This window comes from Thalassobaculum sp., from assembly GCF_040219215.1.
GTDB lineage: Bacteria > Pseudomonadota > Alphaproteobacteria > Thalassobaculales > Thalassobaculaceae > Thalassobaculum_A.
The window spans coordinates 18751-33746 of sequence record NZ_JAVJSX010000033.1 but is presented as its reverse complement, the minus strand read 5'-3'; the positions used below and the strand labels follow the sequence as shown (position 1 = coordinate 33746).

General features: G+C 64.9%; 16 protein-coding genes. 7 read left to right on the top strand and 9 right to left on the bottom strand.

The window, feature by feature from the left end; all coding sequences use genetic code 11:
- Positions 1–43 precede the first annotated feature (43 nt).
- The 4 genes from RIC54_RS22175 to RIC54_RS22160 all read right to left on the bottom strand — a co-directional run bounded on the left by RIC54_RS22175 (position 44) and on the right by RIC54_RS22160 (position 4311).
- On the bottom strand, positions 44–481 hold the full coding sequence (locus RIC54_RS22175; RefSeq protein WP_350096687.1) for a c-type cytochrome: 438 nt from the start codon (positions 479–481) through the stop codon (positions 44–46).
- 102 nt (positions 482–583) lie between these two features.
- The gene (locus RIC54_RS22170; RefSeq protein ID WP_350096685.1) at positions 584–2221 is read right to left on the bottom strand and encodes a GMC family oxidoreductase; all 1638 of its coding nucleotides are present in this window, start codon (positions 2219–2221) and stop codon (positions 584–586) included.
- 121 nt (positions 2222–2342) lie between these two features.
- Positions 2343–3167: an SDR family NAD(P)-dependent oxidoreductase gene (locus RIC54_RS22165; protein WP_350096683.1), complete on the bottom strand. Its 825-nt coding sequence runs from the start codon at positions 3165–3167 to the stop codon at positions 2343–2345.
- 34 nt (positions 3168–3201) lie between these two features.
- Positions 3202–4311 carry a C45 family autoproteolytic acyltransferase/hydrolase gene (locus RIC54_RS22160; RefSeq protein WP_350096681.1) on the bottom strand — a complete coding sequence of 370 codons (1110 nt, stop codon included), beginning with the start codon at positions 4309–4311 and terminating at the stop codon, positions 3202–3204.
- Positions 4312–4509: 198 nt separating this feature from the next.
- On the opposite strand from RIC54_RS22160, the gene RIC54_RS22155 reads away from it, so the two are divergent.
- Positions 4510–5118 (top strand): pyridoxamine 5'-phosphate oxidase family protein, encoded by a 609-nt coding sequence (locus RIC54_RS22155; RefSeq protein WP_350096679.1) that lies wholly within the window; start codon positions 4510–4512, stop codon positions 5116–5118.
- Between the two features lie 9 nt (positions 5119–5127).
- Here RIC54_RS22155 and RIC54_RS22150 read toward each other — a convergent pair whose 3' ends face one another.
- Positions 5128–6291 (bottom strand): NAD(P)/FAD-dependent oxidoreductase, encoded by a 1164-nt coding sequence (locus RIC54_RS22150; RefSeq protein ID WP_350096677.1) that lies wholly within the window; start codon positions 6289–6291, stop codon positions 5128–5130.
- 94 nt (positions 6292–6385) lie between these two features.
- Here RIC54_RS22150 and RIC54_RS22145 point away from each other — a divergent pair, with 94 nt between their 5' ends.
- Positions 6386–7312, top strand: a complete 927-nt coding sequence (locus RIC54_RS22145; protein WP_350096675.1) for a LysR substrate-binding domain-containing protein — start codon at positions 6386–6388, stop codon at positions 7310–7312.
- Between the two features lie 248 nt (positions 7313–7560).
- Positions 7561–8580 (top strand): hypothetical protein, encoded by a 1020-nt coding sequence (locus RIC54_RS22140; protein WP_350096673.1) that lies wholly within the window; start codon positions 7561–7563, stop codon positions 8578–8580.
- A gap of 16 nt (positions 8581–8596) precedes the next feature.
- Here RIC54_RS22140 and RIC54_RS22135 read toward each other — a convergent pair whose 3' ends face one another.
- Complete coding sequence (locus RIC54_RS22135; RefSeq protein WP_350096671.1) at positions 8597–8818, bottom strand: hypothetical protein; 222 nt, start codon at positions 8816–8818, stop codon at positions 8597–8599.
- 343 nt (positions 8819–9161) lie between these two features.
- Between RIC54_RS22135 and RIC54_RS22130 the strand changes: the two genes are divergently transcribed.
- Together RIC54_RS22130 and RIC54_RS22125 are read left to right on the top strand one after the other, a co-directional pair.
- Positions 9162–11420, top strand: a complete 2259-nt coding sequence (locus tag RIC54_RS22130; RefSeq protein ID WP_350096669.1) for a patatin-like phospholipase family protein — start codon at positions 9162–9164, stop codon at positions 11418–11420.
- Positions 11421–11555: 135 nt separating this feature from the next.
- Positions 11556–11678 (top strand): hypothetical protein, encoded by a 123-nt coding sequence (locus tag RIC54_RS22125; protein WP_350096667.1) that lies wholly within the window; start codon positions 11556–11558, stop codon positions 11676–11678.
- Positions 11679–11758: 80 nt separating this feature from the next.
- On the opposite strand, the gene RIC54_RS22120 is transcribed toward RIC54_RS22125, so the two are convergent.
- From RIC54_RS22120 to RIC54_RS22110, 3 genes are all read right to left on the bottom strand, one after another.
- The gene (locus RIC54_RS22120; protein WP_350096665.1) at positions 11759–12031 is read right to left on the bottom strand and encodes a hypothetical protein; all 273 of its coding nucleotides are present in this window, start codon (positions 12029–12031) and stop codon (positions 11759–11761) included.
- A 112-nt stretch (positions 12032–12143) separates the two neighbouring features.
- A complete protein-coding gene (locus RIC54_RS22115; RefSeq protein ID WP_007670996.1) occupies positions 12144–12947 on the bottom strand; it encodes an SDR family NAD(P)-dependent oxidoreductase in 804 nt (267 codons plus the stop codon).
- 62 nt (positions 12948–13009) lie between these two features.
- Positions 13010–13480, bottom strand: a complete 471-nt coding sequence (locus RIC54_RS22110; RefSeq protein ID WP_350096663.1) for a DUF423 domain-containing protein — start codon at positions 13478–13480, stop codon at positions 13010–13012.
- Between the two features lie 16 nt (positions 13481–13496).
- Here RIC54_RS22110 and RIC54_RS22105 point away from each other — a divergent pair, with 16 nt between their 5' ends.
- A complete protein-coding gene (locus RIC54_RS22105; RefSeq protein WP_350096661.1) occupies positions 13497–13952 on the top strand; it encodes a FecR family protein in 456 nt (151 codons plus the stop codon).
- A 3-nt stretch (positions 13953–13955) separates the two neighbouring features.
- Positions 13956–14990 (top strand): OmpA family protein, encoded by a 1035-nt coding sequence (locus RIC54_RS22100; protein ID WP_350096659.1) that lies wholly within the window; start codon positions 13956–13958, stop codon positions 14988–14990.
- Positions 14991–14996 lie beyond the last annotated feature (6 nt).

Sequence of the window (14996 nt, the reverse complement as noted above, 5' to 3'; positions counted from 1 at the left end):
GGTGGCGAGGTGACGCGCCGGATGGCGCGTCACCCTGAGTCGGTCAGGTCTTGGGCTTGCGGAACGGCTTGTGGCAGGCGCCGCAGGTGCCGCCGAGGGCCTTCAATGCGTCACCGGTAGCGCTGGCGTCGCCACCCTTGGCGACCATCGCCAGCTTCTCGGCCGCGGCCGAGGTGTTGGCGGACGCCTTCTCGAACTCGGCCCAGTCGGTCCAGATCGCCGGCATGGCATCGGTGTCGCCCTCGCCCGAGCCTTTGGGGAACAGGCTGGGGAACTTCTTCAGGCTGGCGGCGATCGACTCGGCCGGTGCCACGGCATCCGTCGCCTTGCCACCTTCGACAGCGGCCTTGATCGCCTTCATGGCGGCGCCGTTGCCCTTCATGATTTCCTTGCGCTCGGCGATCACGTCGGCGGCCACCGCGCCGCCGAATGTCGCCAGGATCACCGCTCCGACGGCGGCCGCACGTACGAGATATCGCATGATTCCTCCTGCCCGCTTCCAGGTCGGGCCGGGAGCCCGCCTACACGGCAAACAGCATGCGGGGATGACGCGCTCGGTTCAATTGACATCTGCGTGCGCCGGTCAGTCCGGCAGGATCGTAGCCTCCAGGGCCTGCCGCCCGCGGATGATGTCGGAGGCCTTCTCGGCGATCATGATGACCGACGCGTTGAGGTTGGCGGACAGCATGGTTGGCATCACCGAGGCGTCGACCACCCGCAGTCCTTCCATCCCGCGAACCCGCAACTGGTCATCGACAACGGCGGTCCGGTCGGTCTCGGGTCCCATCCGGCACGAGCCCATGGGGTGGAAGGTGGTGGTGCCGCGCTCGCGGGCGGCCGCCAGCAACTCGTCGTCGGTCTGCACGTTCGGACCGGGATACTCCTCGCCGTCGTAGTACGGCTCCAGCGGCTTGGTGGCGAGCAGCCGGCGGGCCAGCTTCATCGCCTTCAGCAGGACCTGCCGGTCGCTCTCCTGGGCAAGGTAGTTCGGCTGGATAACCGGGGCCTCGAACGGATCGGCGTTTCGGGCGCGAACATAGCCCTTGCTGTCCGGGCGCTGCTGCCACGAGGCCACGGTCATGCCCGGGTGGTCGTCGAGCCGTGACTGCACGCCTTCCTTGTAGCTGGCCGGGGTGAAGGTGAACTGCACGTCACTGTTCCGCGCCGCCTCGTCGGAATGCCAGAAGCAGTACACCAGGGTCGGGCTGAGCGAGAGGATGCCCTTCCGGGTGGCCAGCCAGCGCAGGACCTGGCCGACAAGGCGGGTACCGCGAACCTCCTCGTTGATCGTGTCGGTGCCTTTGACGCGGGCGACGAAACGCGGGGCGTAGTGGTCACGCAGGTTCTCGCCGACACCCGGCAGGTCGTGCTGCACCGGAATGCCTAGCGCCTTGAGGTGCGCGGCCGGACCGATTCCGGACAATTGCAGCAGCTGCGGCGAGTTGTAGGTACCGCCGGCCAGGATGACTTCGCGCCGCGCTGTGACCTCGAGCGGGATGCCGTGGCGGCCGCCCTTGTTGTAGCGCACGCCGGTCGCACGCTTGCCGTCGAGCATCAGCGCGGTGGCATGGGCGTCGGTGATGACCGTCAGGTTCGGGCGCTTCATGGCGGGGTGCAGGTAGGCGCGGGCCGCGCTCATCCGCCGGCCCTTGGAGATGGTGCGCTGGGCGTAGGACACACCTTCCTGGATGGCGCCGTTGTAGTCGGGGTTGCGCGGAATGCCGAGGGTGGTGGCACCTTCGATGAACGCCTCGCACAGCGGATGACGCCAGTCGATGTCGGTGACCACCAGGTTGCCGTCACGGCCGCGGAAGGTGTCGTCGCCTGCACCCTCGCGCTTTTCCGAACGCCGGAAGTACGGCAGCACGTCGGCGTATCCCCAGCCGTGGTTGCCGCGCTGCGCCCAGCCGTCGAAATCCATGCGCTGGCCGCGATTGTAGATGTGGCCGTTGATCGAGCTGGATCCGCCCAATGTCTTGCCGCGTGGCGCCTTGATCCGCCGGCCACCGGTCCACTCGCTCGGCTCCATGTCGTAGAGCCAGTTCACCGCCGGATCGACCATGGTCTTCATGAAGCCGGCCGGGATGTGGATGAACGGATGCCAGTCGGACGGTCCTGCCTCCAGAACGCAGACGGTTGCGGTGCCGTCCTCGGTCAATCGGTTGGCGAGCACCGAGCCGGCAGATCCGGCACCGACGATGACGTAGTCGAACGTGTCCATGCGGCGAATTCCCTCGCGAGCGCGCAGGGTGGAGGATGGTCACCTCCTTACCAGACGCCGGCCGCGCTCGGCAAAGATATTGAATTCAATCCAGCGCATTTGCCGAATTGGACCGGGAAGGTCAGTCCACGGCTTTCGGCCAGACCCGTGTCGCCTGTGCGAGTTCGGGCCAGCCGATCGGCATTGCTGCCTTGGCCACGGCCGCGTCTGCATCCAGCGCCGGGTCCCAGTAGGCGGCAATGATCCGCTTGCCGGTGAAGCCGTCAGACCCTGGCGATGCCAGCCACGCCGCGGGCGGTCCCATCACCTCGGGCCGCAGCATGGTGGCGCGGTCCATGCCGCTGCCGTCACCGATGAACGCGGTGTCGGTTGGGCCGCCCGGAACCAGGACATTCACCGTCACGCCGGTCCCTTCCAATTCGGTCGCCCAGACCGCCGAGGCTGCTTCCAGGGATGCTTTCAGCGCGCCATAGGGAAAGGTACGCAGCATGGTGAAGAAGCTGGTGGTGTTGTTGATGACCCGGCCCCAAGCGCGCTCGCGCATGCCCGGCGTGACGAGCCGGGTGAGCAGGAACGGGCCGCGCAGGTTGACCGCGATGAACCGGTCGAAGATCTCCGGGGTGACCTCCTGCAGGTCGGGCAGGTTGCGCTCGCCATCGGGACGCAGCGCGCTGAGGCCGATGCCGGCGTTGTTGACGAGGATGTCAACCGGGCCAAGACGTTGCTCGGTCGCCCGGACCGCAGCCGCACAGCCGGATTCCGTTGAGATGTCGCCGGCGATTGCGACGGCCTGGTCCCCCAGCGCCTGCGCCACCCGGAGGGCGGCGGACTCGTCCTGGTCGACCACGGCAACCCGTGTGCCGGCGGCGGCGATCGCGGCGCAGAGTGCCTCGCCGATCCCGCCGCCGCCTCCGGTGATCAACGCCACTCTGTTCTGTGCTGGCATGCCCGATGGTCTCCCCGTGTCGGTCGCCCGGTGCTCAGTCCAGGCTGAAGGTTTGGAACTCGCGGTTCAGCGCCGGCAGCATCGCCACGTCCATCCGGCCGAGCGCCGGCTGCATGACGATCATGGCAACGGTGGCGCTGAGGTTGGTGGTAAGCGATGGCCGCGGCGGCCGGCAGACCGACCACGGCGAGGCGAAGTCGTCGAACAGCGCCGTCTTCACGCCGTCGACCGTGATCCGGCCGATCTGCGGGGCCAGCAGGTCGCGGACCCGGATGTCGCGGTACAGGCTGTCCGGCGTGTTGGCGATGCCGGTGTCCTTCAGCTTCGCCAGCGCCACCGGGCTCTGCCAGTGGTTGGCGTGCACCAGCAGGCCGTCCTGCGGGTGCACCTGGAAGGTCTCGTCCGGCGCGCACTCGAAGTCGATCGCCACGCCCCCGCAGTGGCTGACGATCATGTTGTTCGACGGCGATTTCGGCGTGGCGTAGACCGTCCGCATCGCCAGGGCCAGGTGCTCGGTCTCCAGAACCTTGCGGCGGATCAGGGCGAGCGGGACGCCGATCTGCGAGTAGTCGCGATCGGATTCCAGGTAGTTGGCGGTGATCGCGATGCCGGCGGCGTTAAGGCCGCAGCGGGCCAGTCCTCCGGCCTCGGTGAAAGTCAGGATGTCGGGACCGTCGTCGCGGCGGATCCGCAGGACCACGGCGGTTTCCGCGCATTCGGCCTTCCAGTCCCAGTTCTGGGCGTGGATCAGGCGGCCGTCACGGGTGGCGCCAGGCAGCGCCACCAGACCGGTGCAACCGTCGGGGTCCTCCGCGGCGGCCAGCTTCGCCCGCAGATCCGGCCGGGCGCCGAGTTTCAGGATCTCGGTACGGGCATTCAGCAGTGCGATCTGCTCGAACGGCATTTCTGCGCCGTCGGCGATGCCGCGCATCTCCTCGACGTAAGCGGCATCGAACCGCTCGATCACCGGCAGGTAGTCGGCAACCAGGGACCGGACCTCCGGCCAGCTGAGGCCCAGGCCGTCAAGCTGCGAGGTGTAGTGCGCGACACCCTTGGCGATGCGTTCGGCCGCCTGTGTTCCGTACTGCCGGCCGCGTTCGATTGGTGTGCCGGAAACATCGATCAGCGGGCAGGGATCAACCATCTGGAAACCTGGCGACGAGTGTCGAGGCAGCGACCATAGCAACAGATCCGGCGGTCATCGAGACGATGATCCGCGCACACTCTTGGTCCGATCGAACGGATGAGGTTTGGTCCTGTCATCGTTGCCAAGAACCGCGAAACGTGGCGATGAAAACACGCATCGGGTCAGATCACGGACCGCGTTGACGAGAGGAATCCCATGACCGCCATCGATACCGCCGACGCCTTGCGCGCGACCTACGATGCGCCCGGCGAGGCGGCGCGCAAGAAGCTGATGTCGAAGCTCGACAAGCACGCGCGGGCTTTCATTGCGCTCAGCCCGTTCCTGGTGATCGCGTCGCGCGGATCGGCTGGCGCTGATTGCTCGCCGCGCGGCGATGCGCCGGGTTTCGTCCAAGTGATCGACGACCACACGCTGCTGATACCGGACCGGCGTGGCAACAACCTGCTCGATACGCTCGGCAACGTGGTCGAGGACCCGGAGGTTGGGCTGCTGTTCATGGTGCCGGGTGTGAGCGAGACGCTGCGGGCCAACGGTACGGCGCGGATCGTGACCGATCCGGCCGCGCTGGAACCGTTGGCCGTGCGTGGCCAGGTTCCCGCGTCGGGCATGGAGGTGACGATCCGGCAGGTCTACTTTCACTGCGGCCGGTCGCTGATTCGCGCCAAGTTGTGGGATCCGGACAGCCGGATCGAGAAGGGCGGCTTTCCGTCACTCGGCCGAATCATTGCCGATCAGGTCGCCGGCATCGATGCCGAAGCGGCGGACAAGCGGCTGGAGGAAGCCTACACGACCCGGTTGTATTGATCGCCGCCGCTACAGGATGCCGAGTTCCCGGTAAGGCATGTTGTTCAGGACCCGATCGTACCCCAGCCGGGTCAGGTCGATGGTCTGGAACGCGCCGTGCACGATCATCTCCGCAATGCCTCGGCCGGCGGCCGGCGCGTGCATAAGGCCGTGTCCGGAGAACCCGGCAATCACGTAGACGTTAGGATGGCGTTGCCGCCAGTTTCCGATGATTGCGTTGCCGTCCAACTCGCACTGCTCGTACAGCCCTGACCAGGATCGGTGGCATCTGGTGGCCTCAAAGGCCGGGAACCGGTGGGCCAGTGCCGGCCAGACGACGGTCTCGAAATAGTCGTGATCGACATCGAAGTTGAACCCACGCGGCTCTTCGGAGTTGACGAGACTGCCGGTGTAGCCGGCGCCCTCGGGCCGAAACGCCAGCCGGTCCAGATCCTTCACGAACGGCAGCGGCTCGATCGGTGTCCGTGTGGTGAAATAGTGCTCGAACCGGCGCATCGGCGCGATCGGCAGGGGCATGTCGATTGACGCAACCACCTGCGGCGACCAGGCGCCGGCAGCGACTACGAAAGTGTCTGCCTCAAGCGAACCGCCGCTCGCCAGGGCCGCCGATCGAACGACGCCGTTTCGCGCGCGTAGGCCGACTACCCGATTCCGAATGACGTCCGTTCCAGTGGCGCGTGCCTTGCGCAGAAAGCCCTGAAGAACACCGTTCGGATCGCACCAGCCGTCGCGCGGAGACAGCGCGGCGGCGCCGACATCGTTGACATTGATTGACGGGAACCGCCGCTTCAACGCCGGCTGATCCATCAGGGTCACCTCGACCCCGAGTCCCCTCTGAGTTCGGATGTTCGCCTCCAGCAACGCGACACCCGCCGGCGGGACCAGGAACAGGTAACCTTGCTCGCGCCAGTCGATGGCCGGGGCGTCGCCGTCCACCGCCATCTCGGCATCGAAGCGCTTCAGGAAGTCGATGCTGTAGCTGGACATCGCGATGTTCTCCGGACCGGAGAACAGTCGGCGGGCCCCACCGGATGCACGCAAGGTCGACGAGAATTCGTAGGACGGGTCCGGTTCGATGATGCAGACCGATATGGCTGGATCCAGGCGCTTGAGGAACACCGCAGTGCTCAGGCCCATGATCCCGCCGCCGGCGATGCAGACATCGTAGTTCATGAAACCCGACTCCTGTGCGGCCGACCCCTTGTGGGAACGACCTGCCGTCCTGCAGCCGCTTGAATTTCATTCAGGTTAACACCACCCTCGGCGGATGGATGACTCGCGTGTCAGCTTGCCGCCGTTTGCCGCTCTGCGCGCGTTTCACGCGGCAGCGGTCCATGAGCGGTTCCGGAATGCCGCGGAGAGCCTGGGTGTGACGGAGTCGGCCATCAGCCATCAGGTCCGCAGGCTTGAAGACTATTTGCGTACCTCGTTGTTCGATCGCTCGGGCGCCGGGGTAAAATTGACGTCTGCCGGCCGTCGCTACCTCGAACAGATCGACCCGGCCATCCGGCAGATCCAGTCGGCGACCGAGGCGATGCTGCGACCGGACGGGCGCGGCGTGGTCCGCCTGACGTTGCCGCCGTCGCTGGCGGCGACATGGCTCATTCCAAAGCTCGGAGCGTTCGAGCGGACCTATTCCGATGTTGAACTCCAACTGGTGACCACGACCCGGGTGGTGGATCTGCGCCGCGACCAGATCGATCTGGCGATTCGCCACGGCAAGGGCACCTGGTCGGGGCTTGATGCCACCTTCCTGCTGGAGGAGACGGCTCTTCCGGTGTGTGCGCCCGGCTACCTGACCCTTGACGAGGAAGAGAATCCGCTGACAGCGCTCGCTCGAGTTCGGCTGATCGTCAACGATCGCTTCCCCGATGAATGGGAGGAATGGGCCCGGGCCCGCGGACTGGCACCGCCGAGTCTGTCCGGTGCCGTCACCATGGATGCCATGGAGCAGGCACTGCAGGTCGCCGAGAGCGGCCATGGCCTCGCCCTCGGGCGACGCCCGCTCGTCGATGATCGTTTGACCCGGGGCGTCTTGGTCGCGCCGTTCGGCGCGGCCGACCCGACCGGCGCCGCCTACTACTTGTGCAGACAGGCCGGGACTCCCTCAACGGTGTCGGCACGACGGTTGGAACGCTGGCTGATCGAACTCTCCGGGGTCGATCGTGCCGATTCGGTCAGTGGTGTGCCGTGAGACGGTGCCGGACTGACGGCTGAATGGTCGGCCGTCGCGATGACAGTGAGGCTTGCCAAAGGATCGTGATGATGACCTGTAATCCGGTGACGCCGATCTCGGAATCTTGTAGCAAGCGCGCAGACTCGGATTGATAGCTGCTGCTCGCGCGATGTGCGTAATACCTGGGGGGTCGCGCTTTGGACATCACGTCCTACGATCAGGCTGAACGATCCGCACTCTCGGACACTCTAGTCTGGGCGAAGGGTGTGGATCTGAGCCCGGTCACCTTCGAGAAGGCGGGGTTCCTCAGCCGGTTGAAACATGTCGATCAGATCAAGCCGTTGCTCATCGGCTTCCACGGGCTTGGCCGGTGGCCGGAATTGATCGGCGAACTGGATGGATTGCGGGACGACGATCTTCAGAGCTTGATCATCGGAATCACTCGGTACGTAGGTTGGTACCGAACGTTATTCCCTGACGCCACGGTTCCAATTCCGATCGTGGATTTCATTGCGCAGTATGCCGTATATACAAAGCTTCGAGGGTTGCCGAGCCGGTCCAGAGTGCTTGAATTTGGGTCTGGACTGGGGCTGATTGCGTTTTTCATGAGTGTTGATGACGCAGTCAGTTGTTTCGATCTGGTAGAGATCACCCAGTCACTATTTGTGATGCAGGCATCGATTTGTTCACATTGCTACGGAGAGGCATTTCAAAATCATGCTCTGATTTCTACTGGTCAAACAGATGGCGACGTTTCGCAGACGGCTCAACGCGGACTTGGCGTTGACATACCCAGGAAGTTCCGGAGCAAGCTGTTTCCATGGTGGCGGGCGAATATTGCGCTTGCCGGTCGTTATGACGGGATCATTTCGAACTCCAATTTGGCGGAAATGTCGGACTCCGCACTCGGCTACTACTTAGAAAATTGGAATGCGACGTTGACCGATGCCGGGCACATCCTGGTACAGGATCTCGGCAGTCAGCGCAGCTACCGCCACCTGGATGTCCTGGCCGCGATCGACAAGGCCGGGTACCGAGCGCTGGCCCGAGTGGTAGGTATAATCGGAGATCGGCGTTTCACGTGTGAGAACCTGCTGCTTGTGGCGGAGGGTCATCCAGACTTCGATGTGGCACGCCCCGTGGCCGACGGACCGTTTCTCCTACAGGATCATGAGACCGTTCGGCTGGTGTTCGGCTTGGACCGGCCAAAAGGAGCCATGCTGTCCATACGCGACATTCTTCGACGGGTTGTTGCTGGTCTGACTCGGAAAGCGCCGGCCGGTTAGTCCACGGGAAGCTCGTTCACCGAGCGGTGATGCGGGTCAGTGCGTGCCGGCCGGCATCCAGGACATCGTCCAGGTCGTCCGGGTCGACGTGCGGGTAGTGCTTGACCAGCCATGACGGCGCTTCGAAAGGCGTGTCGCGATGGCGCTCGTGATCGATCGTGGCATCAAGCAGGCCAACCAGGATCTGCAGCTTGTCGAGACGGGAAACACGCTCGGTCATCATGCTGTCGGCAGTCATGGCAGGGCTCCGTTAACGGTTGCCGAAACTTAGCCCGTCGGGCAGGCGGTGCCTACTGCTTGCTGCGTACCGACGCGGCAGAGACGCTTGGCGCTCGGAGCAGCGGGCGCCATGCTTAATCATAGTTTAAACAATTGATATCAGAACGGACGATCAACGTGCGGCACGCTGCGGTGCGGGGTGTGGGGCAGGCATCGAGGCGGCGAACGGTCGGCATTCATTCGACCGAAGCGACTATCCGGCGTTGCCGTTGCCGCTATGCTGTCCCGGGCGGTCTTGGGAACCGGTGAGCGTCGGCTCGGCGGCGCAACATATCTGGTTTGGGGGGAGAATGATGAGGCTGGTGTTTGACTGGTCCGCGCCGCGGACGCTGGTGCGGAAGCTCGGCCTGTTGGCGTCAGTGGGGGCATTGCTGCTTACCGCGGGTCCGCCGGCGTCCGAGGCTGCTGCCGCTGCCCCAGCCCCGACGGCCCGACGCCCGGTCATTGGCCTCGTGCTGAGCGGTGGGGGCGCGCTGGGCGCGACGCACATCGGCGTCCTGAAGGTGCTCGAGGAACTGCGTGTCCCGATCGACATCATTACCGGGACCAGCATGGGCTCAATCGTTGGGGGGCTGTATGCGCTTGGGCTCCCCGCCAACGAACTGGAAGCGGTCGTCAGCGACATCGACTGGGCCAAGACCTTCCGCGACACCCCACCGCGTGGTTCTTTGCCGGTCCGGCGCAAGCAGGAGGACTATGGCTTTCTCCTCGACCTCAAGCTCGGCATCAAGGACGGTGCCCTGCAGTTGCCGGCGGGCATCATTCAGGGCCAACGGCTGACTCTGATGATGCGCGAGTTGACCGTGCGGGCTCGCAACGTCACCGATTTCGACCAGCTTCCGATTCGCTACCGCGCGGTAGCGGCGGATCTGGAGACCGGCCAGCAGGTGATTTTGAAGGGCGGCAATCTCGCGACGGCGATGCGGGCAAGCATGTCGGTGCCTGGGTTGCTTCCGCCCGTTGAGATTGACGGCAAGCTGCTGGTCGATGGGGGGGTAGCTAACAACCTCCCGGCTGACGTGGCCCGTGCGATGGGCGCCGAAGTTCTTATCGTGGTCGATATTCCGACGATCCTGAAAAAGCGCGATCAACTGACGTCCAGCCTCGATATCGCCGGCCAGATCCTGGCGGTCCTCGTGCAGCAGAACTCACTGACGCAGATCGCCAACCTGCAACCGCAGGACATCCTGATCCAACCGGATCTAGGCACCCGAGCATCCACCGATTTCGACAAGATCCTTGAGATGATTGCTCCGGGCGAAGCGGCGGCCCGAGGTCAGACCGACCGGCTGCGGGCGTTGTCGCTGGACGAGACCGCCTATGCCGCCAAGATTGCCGCGCGCGGAACGGAGAAGGTGCAGACGCCGGTCATCGCCTTCATCGACGTGGACAACCGCACGGCGCTGTCCGACCGTCGTTTGACCTCCAACATCCGACAGCAGATTGGCCAGCCGCTGAACGTGAAGCAGGTCGAGGAAGATTTCTCGCAGCTTTACGGCTCCGGGCTGTTCGAACAGGTCGATTACGCGCTGGTCGACCGGAACGGCGAGACCGGCATGGTGGTGACCGCCACGGAGAAGAGTTGGGCCAAGGACTATCTTCGGCTGGGCCTGGCGCTGGAAAGCGATGTCGACGGAGACAGCAGCTACATGATCGGTGCGGGATTCACACTGACGGCCCTCAATGCCTACGGTGCAGAGTCGCGCAACGAAGTCGCCTTCGGCAGCACCCAGCGCATCCTGACGGAGTTCTATCAGCCGCTGCAGCCGGAGACCGGCTTCTACGTGCTGCCGTCGCTGAACTATGTGCGCAGCGACGTTCGGGCCTACGGCACGAATGGCAATGTCAACGAGTTCCGCACCACGCGGATGGAGACGGCCCTGAAGCTCGGCTACGAGGTCGGCACCGAACTCGATACCCGGATTGGGCTGCGCTTCGGCGTCGGGGACGTGGACCTGCATACCGGATCGGCGGCCAGCGGAACCACGGGCGATTTCCACATCGGCTCGGCCGATGCCAGCCTGCTCTACGACACTTTGGACAGCGTTCGATTTCCGAACGAGGGCACTTTGCTGCGCATGAACCTGGGCGTCTCCCGCGAGGAACTCGGGGCCGACAGCAACTACGTGAAGCTGGACGCCACGGCGGTTCAGGCCTTCACCTTTGGATCCAACACCATGATCGTAGGCGCCGGCGGTGGCACGTCGTTGAGCAGCGAATTGCCGACCTACGACCGCTTCACGGTCGGTGGCCTGTTCAGTCTGTCCGGTTACACCCGTGACGAACTGTCGACGGAGACCTTGCTGCACGGTCGCTTCCTGTACATGCGCCGGCTCACCGAGAAGGCACCGCTGTTCTTCGATCTGCCAATTTACGCAGGCGCTTCATTTGAGGCCGCGCGGCTCGACGGCGATACCGGGCCGGACAGCTTCGACCAGAACGCCTTCGGCAGCAGCGTCTTTCTCGGCGCGGACACCCCGCTCGGCGCCAGTTACCTGGCATTGGGGCAGGGCGATGGCGGCCGGACCGCCGCCTATCTGTATTTCGGCAAATTGTTCTGATCCGGCCGAAGGGTTAAACCGCCAACAGGGTGGACGCCCGGCGTTCGTGCGCGGTCGCGGATGGCCGGGCGTTAATCTTCCGTTAAGGCTCGGCAATGATAATCCATACGCTTGGCAACCAGTGCGGGTGTCGTGATGGAAGCATTGGACGTCGTCGGTTGGGTTTTCTACGCGCTGCTGTTCTGGGGGCTGTTCAGGCTTGCGGTGCCCCGCGACCGTGGCCCTACTGGACTGGAGCGGCTGGACTACCGTCGTTGACCGTGGAGTAAGCGCGCGGCCGGCTCCCGGTGGCGCAGCCTCGACGGGCCTGAGAAGATCCGGCGGCGTCGCCGACTGCTTCAGTACCCCGCGAGCCGGTCGCCCTGCCACAGCAGCTCGTGGGCGTAGCCGCTGCTGACCGTGATCCCGCTCCGGCATTTGGTGACGATCAGCAGCGTTTCGTCCTCCGCGCCGAGCACATAGGCACGGGCTTGACCAACCCGATCCTCGATCTCCCAGCGTACGGCCCCGGCCCGGCGCGTTCGCGCAACAAGACGGTCGAGCGCCGCGTGGTCCTCCGGGCCGAAGGCGATTGTCTTCGGCCGCTGCGGGAAGGCGATAACGATCCCCATGCTGATGCCCCTCCACGGATTCATCACGTACCCACACGTAATGATCCGACAGGACACAGGTAACGGCGATACGGGGGACCTCGACGGAACGTGAACGATGGTGAGCGGGGCGCTACAGCGGCGCACTCATGATCAGGCCGCCATCCACCACGATCTCGGTTGCGGTAACGTACTTGGCTTCGTCGGATGCCAGGTACAGAGCGGCATAGGCGACGTCCCAGGCGTCGCCCATGTGCCCCATCGGCACCTGGGCGTTTCGCTTGGCGATCAGCGCTTCCGCGTCGCCGCCCGCCCGCTGACCGGCCAGCCGCGTCTCGACCAGCGGGGTGTGCATCAGGCCCGGCACCACGGTGTTGCAGCGGATACGCTCCTTGGCATAGCTGACCCCGATGGCACGCGACATCTGCACGACGCCGGCCTTGGTGGCGGCATATGCGTGGATGTGCGACCCGATGTGACGGTACCCGGCAACCGATGCGACGTTGACGATGGCGCCGCCCCCCGTCTTGCGCATGTGCGGGATGGCATGATGGCAGCCGAGGTAGACGGTCTTCAGATTGTGGTCCATCTGGCGATCCCAGGTGGCCTCGTCCATTTCCGCGACACCGCCCGGCATCGAGCCGCCGACATTGTTGTGGATGACGTCAAGTCTGCCGAAGCGCTGCACGCAGTCGTCGAGCAGCGCCTTGACCGTGGCATTGTCGGTAAGGTCACCGTCCGCGGCGTGGCACCGACCGCCTTCCGACTCGATGATGCGGCGGGTCTCCTCGACCGCTTCGGACACCCGGTCGATCAGATAGACCGTTGCACCTTCGCGTGCATAGAGCACCGCTGAAGCCTTGCCGTTGCCCCAGCCCGGACCAACCGACCCGGCTCCAGCAACCACGATAACCTTGTCCTGCACGCGTCCGGCCATAACCGTGTCCTATCCCTATTCCAGAATTGTCGATGAACGTCACATCCGAATGAAGCCAACCGTCAACGCGGGTTGCGCAGGGCTGCAACGGCCATGGCCAACCAGGCGAAAACCAGCAGAGTACCGCCGGTCGGCGTCAGGAAACTGCCGGTTTCCCAGGCGCTGATGCCCTTGACGTAGAGCGTTCCGGAGAACAGCACGACCCCGACAAGCATCAGTGTCGCTCCCAGCGTCCCCCACGCCCAGTGGAACCGGCCCCAGGCGGCCCCCACGGCGAACAGACCCACACCGGTAACCGCGTGCCAGAAAACCGCCGTCCACCAGAGCCCACCGGGATGCGCGGCGTCCGGAACGGCGTGGGCGCCGATCGCCGCAAGCGCAACGGCAGCGGCCAGCAGGATTGAGGCGATGAAGAGGACAATGCGGGACATCAGCATGGTGGGGACGCTAGCACGGCTGGACAGGCCGTCCAGAGGTGTAAAGGCGCCTTGACCGTGATCGCCGAACAGGGTCAGGCTGTGGACGATGAGCACGGTATGCAGACACCTTTTGTTCTTGAGCGCAGTGGTCGGCGTTGGACTCGGGTTCCTTTGGGGAGCCGTTGCGCATGCGCAGGATACCGCGATCGGGATCGTCAAGATCTCCGAAGGCGAGGTTGCGCTGTTGCGATCGGATGCGGTTATCCCGGCGGATGCCGGAATCGGGGTCAACCTGCATGACCGGTTGCGCACCGGAGCGAATGGCTCAGTAGGCGTTACACTGGATGATGGCACGCTGATCTCGCTCGGACCGAACTCGCTGTTCGAGTTCACCGAGTATGAGTATGTGCCGCAACGCGGGGCATTCGGCTTCCTCGGCTCTGTACTCGGCGGAACCATGCTGTATTCGTCCGGCAAGATCGGGAAGCTGGCGCCGGAGCGGACCAAGATCCACACACCGATTTCGGTGATTGCGGTGCGCGGCACCCGCTTTGCCGTCCGGTTGCCATCTACGGCCGGAAACTAGACAATGCCCGTCACACGCCTTTCGTCCCCCACGAACTGGATTGCCGCGGTCGCGTTTCTGCTCTCCGGTTGCACCCTTGGGCCGTTCGACGCCGACCGGCTCGCGACCAGCCCTCCGCCGAGCTCGATGTTCGACGCGACGCTGAGCCGGGAGTATGTGGCGCTCGGAGACCTGGAGCGCGCCGAGTACGACTGGCCGGACACCGCTCGTTTCTATCAACGCGCCATCGACGTCGCTGCAGGCGATCGGGTCGAGCCCGAAGCGCTTGAGAGGCGCGATCTGGCGAGCGCTGACCGCGAGACTTTGGCCGCCGCCCGGGGCAGGCTGGTGCAGGCCCTGAAAGAGGGCGCGCGGGCGCTGACCCCAAATGCCGCAGCGCAGGCCCAGGGCGGATTCGACTGCTGGATGCAGGAACAGGAGGAGGGCCACCAATCGGGTGATATCGCCGCCTGCCGTGCCCGCTTCGATACAGCAATGACTGTGGTTGAGGCTGGGCTGAAGGGCGTTGTCGTGGTTCTCCTCGCCGACGCCGGGGGTGCGGTCGGGGCCGTCGATCTGCAGAACGCTCTCGGTGCAGTCACGCTCGACACCGTGCGGGCGAGTGCTGTTGTTGCAGCGGGTGGTGCGGCACCGGATAGCACGGGGACGCTCGGCGAGCGCGATGTCCGCGAGATCTTCGGCGGTGCTCTCGGTGCCGAACCACCGGCGCCGGTCACCGTGCTGTTGTACTTCGAGGCTGGCACGAACGTATTGACCCCACAGTCCCAGGCCGTGCTTCCGGCACTGCTCGAGGTTATACGCCAGCGCGTCCTGCCGGGCGTCGAGATCGCCGGCCACACCGACCGGGTAGGAGCCAGTGACGTCAATGATACTTTGGCGCTCCGGCGTGCCGAACTGGTTCGGCAGATAGCGCTTGATCTGGGAATATCGCCACGGCTGATCCGGGTGGACTCGTTCGGCGAACGCGATCCGGTGGTGCGCACGGCCGACGGTGTCGACGAGCCGCGCAATCGTCGTGTCGAGGTGACCGTTCGCTGATCGGAG

What these genes read in the sequence shown, in the direction of transcription:
- RIC54_RS22175 (WP_350096687.1), bottom strand. Translation starts at nt 481, where the DNA reads ATGCGATATCTCGTACGTGCGGCCGCCGTCGGAGCGGTGATCCTGGCG.
- RIC54_RS22170 (WP_350096685.1), bottom strand. Translation starts at nt 2,221, where the DNA reads ATGGACACGTTCGACTACGTCATCGTCGGTGCCGGATCTGCCGGCTCG.
- RIC54_RS22165 (WP_350096683.1), bottom strand. Translation starts at nt 3,167, where the DNA reads ATGCCAGCACAGAACAGAGTGGCGTTGATCACCGGAGGCGGCGGCGGG.
- RIC54_RS22160 (WP_350096681.1), bottom strand. Translation starts at nt 4,311, where the DNA reads ATGGTTGATCCCTGCCCGCTGATCGATGTTTCCGGCACACCAATCGAA.
- RIC54_RS22155 (WP_350096679.1), top strand. Translation starts at nt 4,510, where the DNA reads ATGACCGCCATCGATACCGCCGACGCCTTGCGCGCGACCTACGATGCG.
- RIC54_RS22150 (WP_350096677.1), bottom strand. Translation starts at nt 6,291, where the DNA reads ATGAACTACGATGTCTGCATCGCCGGCGGCGGGATCATGGGCCTGAGC.
- RIC54_RS22145 (WP_350096675.1), top strand. Translation starts at nt 6,386, where the DNA reads ATGGATGACTCGCGTGTCAGCTTGCCGCCGTTTGCCGCTCTGCGCGCG.
- RIC54_RS22135 (WP_350096671.1), bottom strand. Translation starts at nt 8,818, where the DNA reads ATGACTGCCGACAGCATGATGACCGAGCGTGTTTCCCGTCTCGACAAG.
- RIC54_RS22125 (WP_350096667.1), top strand. Translation starts at nt 11,556, where the DNA reads ATGGAAGCATTGGACGTCGTCGGTTGGGTTTTCTACGCGCTGCTGTTC.
- RIC54_RS22120 (WP_350096665.1), bottom strand. Translation starts at nt 12,031, where the DNA reads ATGGGGATCGTTATCGCCTTCCCGCAGCGGCCGAAGACAATCGCCTTC.
- RIC54_RS22115 (WP_007670996.1), bottom strand. Translation starts at nt 12,947, where the DNA reads ATGGCCGGACGCGTGCAGGACAAGGTTATCGTGGTTGCTGGAGCCGGG.
- RIC54_RS22100 (WP_350096659.1), top strand. Translation starts at nt 13,956, where the DNA reads ATGCCCGTCACACGCCTTTCGTCCCCCACGAACTGGATTGCCGCGGTC.